Annotated in this window: 4 protein-coding genes and 1 pseudogene; 4 read left to right on the plus strand and 1 reads right to left on the minus strand. The window is 75.5% G+C overall.

Annotated elements, in window-relative coordinates; translation table 11 throughout:
* Positions 1-89: 89 nt before the first annotated feature.
* Positions 90-2,537 (minus strand): penicillin acylase family protein, encoded by a 2,448-nt coding sequence (locus ACZ6NC_RS09390; RefSeq protein ID WP_465730629.1) that lies wholly within the window; start codon positions 2,535-2,537, stop codon positions 90-92.
* A 220-nt stretch (positions 2,538-2,757) separates the two neighbouring features.
* Here ACZ6NC_RS09390 and ACZ6NC_RS09395 point away from each other — a divergent pair, with 220 nt between their 5' ends.
* From ACZ6NC_RS09395 to ACZ6NC_RS09410, 4 genes and pseudogenes are all read left to right on the plus strand, one after another.
* Complete coding sequence (locus tag ACZ6NC_RS09395) at positions 2,758-3,444, plus strand: DinB family protein (RefSeq protein ID WP_465730631.1); 687 nt, start codon at positions 2,758-2,760, stop codon at positions 3,442-3,444.
* 110 nt (positions 3,445-3,554) lie between these two features.
* Positions 3,555-4,574: a zinc-dependent alcohol dehydrogenase family protein gene (locus tag ACZ6NC_RS09400; RefSeq protein WP_465730633.1), complete on the plus strand. Its 1,020-nt coding sequence runs from the start codon at positions 3,555-3,557 to the stop codon at positions 4,572-4,574.
* 188 nt (positions 4,575-4,762) lie between these two features.
* The gene (locus tag ACZ6NC_RS09405; protein WP_465730635.1) at positions 4,763-6,937 is read left to right on the plus strand and encodes a restriction endonuclease; all 2,175 of its coding nucleotides are present in this window, start codon (positions 4,763-4,765) and stop codon (positions 6,935-6,937) included.
* 201 nt (positions 6,938-7,138) lie between these two features.
* A pseudogene (locus tag ACZ6NC_RS09410) lies at positions 7,139-7,243 on the plus strand (ABC transporter ATP-binding protein); the annotation flags it as partial.

The following is a 7,243-nucleotide window of genomic DNA, read 5'->3' on the forward strand; positions in this document are numbered from 1 at the left end:
AGGAGGAAGAGGGGGGGGGGGGGGGGGGGGGGGGGGGGGGCGGTGTGCCCCCCCCCCCCCCCCCCCCCCCCCCCCGCCACGGGGAGTGGTCAGCGGACCAGGGTCGTCACCCGGAGCTGCGGCGACGCCTTGATCTCCGCCTCGGTGAACCGCTCCGTCACCCACTGTTTGCGGGAGAAGAGGCGGGTCTGGTCGGTGTAGTGCGGCGACGCCGGGTCGGCGGACTCGCCGTAGCTGAGCAGGGTGCGGGTGCGCGGACCCTGCGGCGTCAGCTCGGTGGTCATCATGAAGCTGGAGCCGTGCGGGACGGTCGCCAGGTCGGCCGGCCGGGTGCCGCCGCCGTTGCCCGAGTCCGGGCCCGCGGTGAGGACGTTGAAGCAGCCGAGCCCACCGGAGCAGCCCTGCAGCGGGATCCCCGCCCAACGCTGGACCAGCCCGATCGGCGCGTCCAACGGGGTGCCCTGGGAGGCCAGCCGCCGCACCGCGTCGGCCAGCGCGCGCTGGGCGGCCGCGTTCTCGCCGTCGATCCCGCGCGGGGTGGTGAGCGGCTGCGCCGGGTCGTACGGCACCCGCTCCCAGGTGTGCGGGCCGCCGCGGCCCAGCTCCAGCCAGAACGCCTGCCAGAGCACGGTGCCCTTGCTGTCGGCGTCGGCCCGGGTGTTCCAGGCGGCGAGCACCCCGCAGGCCGCGCGGACGTCCACCGGGGTGCCGTCGGTCGCGGTCGGTGTGGGGTGGGCGCGGCACATCGCGACCGCGTCGTCGCGGTTCAGCTCGGCGGTCCGGACGCGGTCGCCGAACATCGTCGCCTGGAGCGAGGGCAGGGTGAATCCCGCGGCGCCGAGGCCGTCGCGGCCGGACCGGCGGTCGGCGATCATCTGCAGGCCCAGCTGCGCGCGCGGGCCGATCGCGGTGCCGTTGTTGTAGATCTTCGGCAGTCCGGCGAGTGGGGCGTCCGCGTTGGTCAGGTACGGGCCGTTGTTGGAGTTGGCGACGTAGTCGGTGCGGGTGAGGGTCGGGTGGTTGGCGGGCCCGTAGACGCCGGGCACCAGCGCGTCCGGGTCGCTGCCCCAGTCGCAGGCGGTGGTCGAGCCGTCCAGGACGCTGCCGAACTCCTCGGTCTCCCGGCCGCACTGCGCGTTCTGCGCGTCGGTGAGGTGCGGGACGGCGGAGCTGTCGGTGAAGTACGCCGTGCCGCCGGTGTCGGTGGCGATGGTGTACGTCCAGGGCACGCCCTGGTAGGTGCGCTGGGCCTGCTTCAGCTGGTCGAGGTTCTGGGCCTTGCCGATCGCCAGCCACTCGTTCATCGAGCGCAGGTTGCCGGCGTTGGCGTCGCGGACGGCGAAGGCGTGCTCGGTGGTCCACCCGTCGGCCAGCACCGGCCCGTAACGGGAGTCGTAGAGCGTGCGGGTGACGGTGGACACCGTGCCGTCGGCGGCCCGGACGGTGACCTGCACGCTCCGGCCGGTCATCTGCTCGGCCCGGCCGTCGACCAGGTAGCGGGTCGGGTCGCCCGGGACGAGCGCGAGCCGGTAGACCGAGGCGTGGTCGGCGTAGCTGGTGGTGTGCGTCCAGGCCAGGCCGCGGGTGTGGCCGATCTCGACCAGCGGGGTGCCGTAGAGGCCCGCCCCCGCGACGTCCATGACGCCCGGGATGGTCAGCTGGACCTGGTAGAAGCGGTCGCTGCCGGCCCACTTGAGGTGCGGGTTGGCCAGCAGCATGGCGGTGCCGTCGCGGGTCGCGTCGCGGCCGAGGGCCCAGCCGTTGCTGCCGAGGTCGGCGGCCTCGCCACCGCTCGCGGGCACGGTGCGGGCCTTCTTCGCGACGGGGGCCGTGACGGGGGCCGCGCTGGGGGCCGTCCCGGCGGCGCCCGGCGGCGTCGCGGTGCCGATGGCGCCCTTGTACGCGACCTCGCCGCCGGCCGTGTTGACGTCCAGGATGAGCGACCAGAGATCCAGGGCACTGATCGGGCCGACCCAGTCCTTGCCCCGGCAGGTGGCGTCCGGCAGCTTCGCCACGCCGGTGTCGCTCAGGTAGCGGTTGTACCCGGCCGCGTAGCCCTCGACCATCCGGCGCAGCTCGTCCGTCGGGCCGAGCGGGGCCGGACGGTCCAGCAGCTTCTGCACGGTGCCGGCCTCGCGCACGCCCCGCTGGTAGGTGTCGCTCGCCAGGTTGGGGACGGTCCGGTCGTCGGCGGTGGTCCCGTCGGGGCCGAAGTACCGGGACCGCTCGCCGCGCAACGTCACGACATGGTCGGCGAGTTGGCAGAGGTTGTCCTGCGCGAAGGCGTACCCGTAGCCGTAGCCGAGGCCGCCGAAGTCGCGGGCCTGGATGTGCGGCACCCCGTACTCGGTCCGCCGGATCTTGGCGGTGTAGCCGCCTGCGCGCTCCTCGACCTGGTCGCCCCCGGCGGCGTGGGCGGGCAGCGGCGCCAGCGCCACCGCCGAGACCGACGCCAGGCAGAACGCCACGGCGCCGGACCTCAAGCGCCCCAGGAGCGCGTGGAAGTGACGTTCGGTCACTTGTGTGTTCGCTGTCATGGTGCCCAGGCTGCCCGGCGCCGCGGCCGGGGCACATCGCCCGTCCGGACGACTCCCCCGTGGACCGGTCGGCCTACGGATGTACACCGCCAGTAGGGGCGTACGCCGTCCGACCCCGAGACTCCTCGATCACGCGGATGACCGGCAACCGGCCGACCAGCCGGGCGGGGAGACCGGGACAGGACCGGTCCGGCGGCGGCGGCGCTGGTACCGTCGCGCCATGATCGACGAAGCTCCCGAGCCGCAGCCCTCCGCCGCTCCCGTCACCCCTGGTCCGGTGACCGCCGACGACCTCGCCCTCGTGCTGCGCCTCGCCGCCGTCACCCTGCGCGGCGCGCCCGCGGACGCCGACTGGTCCCGGCCGGCCGGGGCCGTCGACTGGGACTGCTGGGCCACCGTCGAGCACCTGGCGGACGACCTGGTCGCCTACGCGGCCCAGCTCGGCCCGGAGGCCCCGCCGCTCGACCGGTACGTCCCGTTCCTGTCCGTCCGTCACTTCCCGGGCGGGCCGAACAGCTTCGTCTTCGCACAGCGCGAGTCCGGGCCGACGGGGCTGGTCCAGGTGCTGGAGGCGAGCGGCGCCCTGATGGTTGCGATGGCCCGCACCGCGGCGCCCGACGCCCGCGCCTACCACCCGTGGGGCATCGCCGACCCGGCCGGGTTCACCGCGATGAGCCTGGTGGAGACGCTGGTTCACCTGCACGACGTCGCGGAGGGCCTCGGCCTGCCGTGGCAGCCCCCGGCCGACGTCTGCCACCGCACGCTCGCCCGGCTCTTCCCCGACGTCCCGCTCGATGCGGCCGCCGGCCCCTGGCCGACCCTGCTCTGGGCCACCGGCCGCGCCGATCTCCCCGGCCGCCCGCGCCGAACCGACTGGCGCTGGTACGCGGAGGTCCGGGGCGAGTAGGCCGTTCCTGGGGTTCCATTCCCTCATTCCCCGGCGGGAATTGGCGCGACGCCCGGCCGCGGCGAGGATCGGCCCATAGCCAGGAACCGCCACCGGGAAGGACTCCCCCCATGCGCTCGTACCGTCTCGACAAGCCCGGCCACCCCGACGGCCTCGCCCTCCACCACGGCGAGCCGGCCACCCCCGGGCCCACCGAGGTGCTGGTGAAGGTGCACGCCGCCTCGCTCAACCGCCGCGACGCACTGATCCTCTCCGGCCGCTACCCGCTACCCGCCCGGCCCGGGGTGGTGGCGCTCAGCGACGGTGCGGGCGAGGTGGTCGCCACCGGAGCCGCGGTCACCAGGCTCCGTGTGGGCGACCACGTCACCGGCAGCTACTTCCCCCGGTGGACCGACGGCCGGCTCCGCCCCGAGCTCGCCGACCAGCTCGGCTGCACCGTCGACGGCCTGCTCACCGAGTACGCCGTCCTGGACGAGCAGGCGCTGGCGGTACTGCCCGCGGAGCTGGGCTGGGCCGAGGCCGCCTCGCTGACCTGCGCCGGGGTGGCGGCCTGGCGGGCGCTGACCGGCGGCGGCCCGCTCCTCGCCGGCCAGACCGTGCTCACCCTGGGCAGCGGGGACGTCTCGCTGTTCGCCGTGCGGTTCGCCAGGCTGCACGGGTGCCGGGTGATCGCCGTCAGCGGCAGCGAGGCCGGGGCCGAGCGGCTCGCCGAGCTCGGTGCGGACCACGTGATCGACCGCCGGCGGACGCCCGAGTGGTCCGGTGAGGTACGCCGGCTGACCGGCGGCACGGGCGCCGACGTCGTGGTCGAGACCCACGGGCCGGCCACCATCGAGCAGTCCGTCCGCGCCGCCGCGCTGTACGGGCAGATCGTGCTGCTCTGGGTGGTCGGCGACCGGCCGGCCGCGCTGCGGATCAGCGACGAGGCGTACGCGGGCTCGCTGGCGACGATCCGGCCCGAGTTCGTCGGCAGCCGCACCGACCTGGAGGCGGTGATCCGGGCGGTCGGGGCGCACGGGCTGGGGCCGGTGGTCGGGCGGGAGTTCGGCCTCGACGAGGTGCCGCAGGCGTACCGCCACTTCCTGGACCGCGGCACGGTCGGCAAGACGGTGATCCGGGTGGCCGGCTGACGACGGGCCTGCCATGCCGACCCCGGTGCCGCCGCCGGTGCTGCTGCCGGTCCGGCCCTCCCGCAGCCCCGCAGGTCGTGGGCGCTTGGCCGGTTCGCCCGTCCACGTTCTATTGTGGCGGGCGCGGCGGCGGCGCGGCCGGGAGGCGGCGCGCGGAGCCGCCCGGGTGTGGAGCAAAGGGGTGGACGGTGGCGGGGCGGCGGAACGACGGGGTGCTGGCGGTTTGGGCGGAGGCGCAGCGGCAGCAGCAGCGCCGGGAGGAGGTCCAGTGGCGCGCCCAGGCGGCCGAGCAGCGCCGCAGTGAGCGCGAGGCGCGCGAGGCCCAGCGGGCGGCGGCCCGGGGTGAGCGCGAGGCGCTGCGGGCGTACCAGCAGTCACGGGAGGCGGAGGCGGCCCGGCGGACGGCCGAACTGGATGCCCGGGTAGAGGAGTTGAAGGGCCTGCTGGCGGCCGGTCTGGGCCGGCCGGCGTTCAGCCCGCAGGCGCTGCTGGCGCCGCGGACGCTGCCGGCCTTCGAGCCGGGCCGGCTCGGGGAGCCCACGCCGATGCCGGACCAGGCGCACTACCAGGTGCCGCCGCCGGATCCGGTGCAGGCGCGCAATCCGGCGGTCTGGCGGCAGTACGAGCAGTACGTGGCGCAGGCGCGGGCCCGGTTCGAGCAGGACTGGTACGCGGCGCAGGCCACCGAGGCGGAGCGGCAGCGCCGGCTCGCCGAGTACCACGGGCAGTATCTGGACTGGGTGGCCCAGCACCGCCGCGAGGACGAGGAACGGGCCGCCCGTACACAGGAGTTGCTGTCACGGCTGCGCTCCGGGCAGCCGGAGGCGGTGCAGGAGTACTTCACCGGCGTGCTGTACGCCTCGGCGGGCTGGCCGGAGGGGTTCCCGCACCGGCTGGTCGCCGCCTGGGAGGCGTCGACCCGTCAGCTGGTGGTGAACTGGGAGCTGCCGGGCGCCGACGTCGTGCCGGCGAGCGGCCGGGTGCGGTACGTGAAGACGGACGACCGGGAGGCCGAGGTGGCGCGTCCGGCCACCGAGCGCAAGGCGCTGTACCGGGAGGTGCTGGCGCAGACCGCGCTGCGGGTGGTGGCCGAGCTGTTCCGGGCGGACGCCGACGGGCTGCTGGCGTCGGTGGTGCTGAACGGCTTCGTCCGCGGCATCGACCCGGCGACCGGCCGGGAGGCGGAGCGGTTCCTGTCCACGGTGACGGTCGACCGGCCCGAGTTCGCCGGGCTGGCGCTGGACCGGGTGGCCGCCGTGGAGTGCTTCCAGGGGCTCGGCGGCAAGCTGTCGGCGCGGCCGGAGCGGCTGGACGAGGTGCGGCCGGACCGGCTGCCGGAGACGGTCGGCGGCAGCGTGGCCGGGCAGGGCGGCGAGGAGGAGCCGGACCTCTTCGAGATGGACCCGATCGAGTTCGAGGAGCTGATCGCCGAGCTGTTCCGGCTGCGCGGGTTCCGGGTGATGACGACGGCCCGCAGCGGGGACGCCGGGGTGGACGTGGTCGCCGACGACCTCGATCCGGTGACCGGCGGACGGATCGTCATCCAGGCCAAGCGCTACCGCTCGACGGTCTCCCCCACCGCCGTCCGCGACCTCCACTCCACGGTGCAGCACCACGGCGCGAACAAGGGGATCCTGGTGACCACGGCCGGGTTCGGGCCGGGCTCGTACGACTACATCAAAGGCAAGCCGCTGACGCTGGTGAGCGGCCCGGAGCTGGTCGAGCTGCTGGCCGAGCAGGGCCTGCGCGGCCGTCTCGGCGGCGGCAACGGGGGCGGCAACGGCGGCCGGCCCGCCCGGACGGACAGCACGGCCTCCGGCGGCGACACCCCCGTCCCCGCCGGCGAGCGGCCGAGCAGCGTCCAACTGTCCTGGCGGAGCCGGACGGCCGGCGGGGACGCGGTGGAGCTGGACGTCTCCGCGTTCCTCTGCGCCGGCGGGAAGGTGCTGAGCGACGAGCACTTCGTCTTCTTCAACAACCCGCAGGACCCGGACGGCGCCGTCCGCCTGCACCCGACCCGCTCCGTCCCCGGCGAGCCGGTCCGCGCGGCCGAACTGACGCTGGATCCGGGCCGGCTGCCGGCCGCGGCGGACGCGGTGGTGATCGCGGTCTCCACCGAGGAGGAGGAGCCGCCCGCCCTGCCGCTCGGCTACGTCCACGGGCTGGCCCTGACGGCGGTGTACGGCCCGGGCGCCGCCGGGCCGGAGCGCTGGGCGGCCGCCACCGGCGGGGTGCCGGACACCGCCCTGCTGGTGGGTGCCTTCCAACGCAAGGGCGGCAGCTGGCAGTTCGTCCCGGACGGAACGGCGGTGGCGGGCGGGCTGGCCGGCCTCGCGGTGCACCTGGGCGTCGCGGTCGAGTAGCCGCCCCACCGCTCGGCACCTTCGCCTCAGGGGCGGACGTCATACCTGGGGAGGAGAAGACTCCCCGCCGTCCCGCCGGGACGGCGGGGGGCCGCCGTACCCGGGACCGACACTTCCGACCTGCGCGGATTGGGAGGATTGAACGGAACGCGATCATCCATGCCCGTTCATACCCTTTTCCCGTCCCCGCAGGAGCTTCCCGTGACGATGTCCGCAACCGCCGTCCGTACCGGCCGGGCGGCCGCCCGCGCCACCGGCCTGAACAAGGTCTACGGGGAGGGGGAGACCCGCGTCGTCGCCCTCGAC

It is taken from the genome of Kitasatospora sp. NPDC041988, from assembly GCF_055588525.1.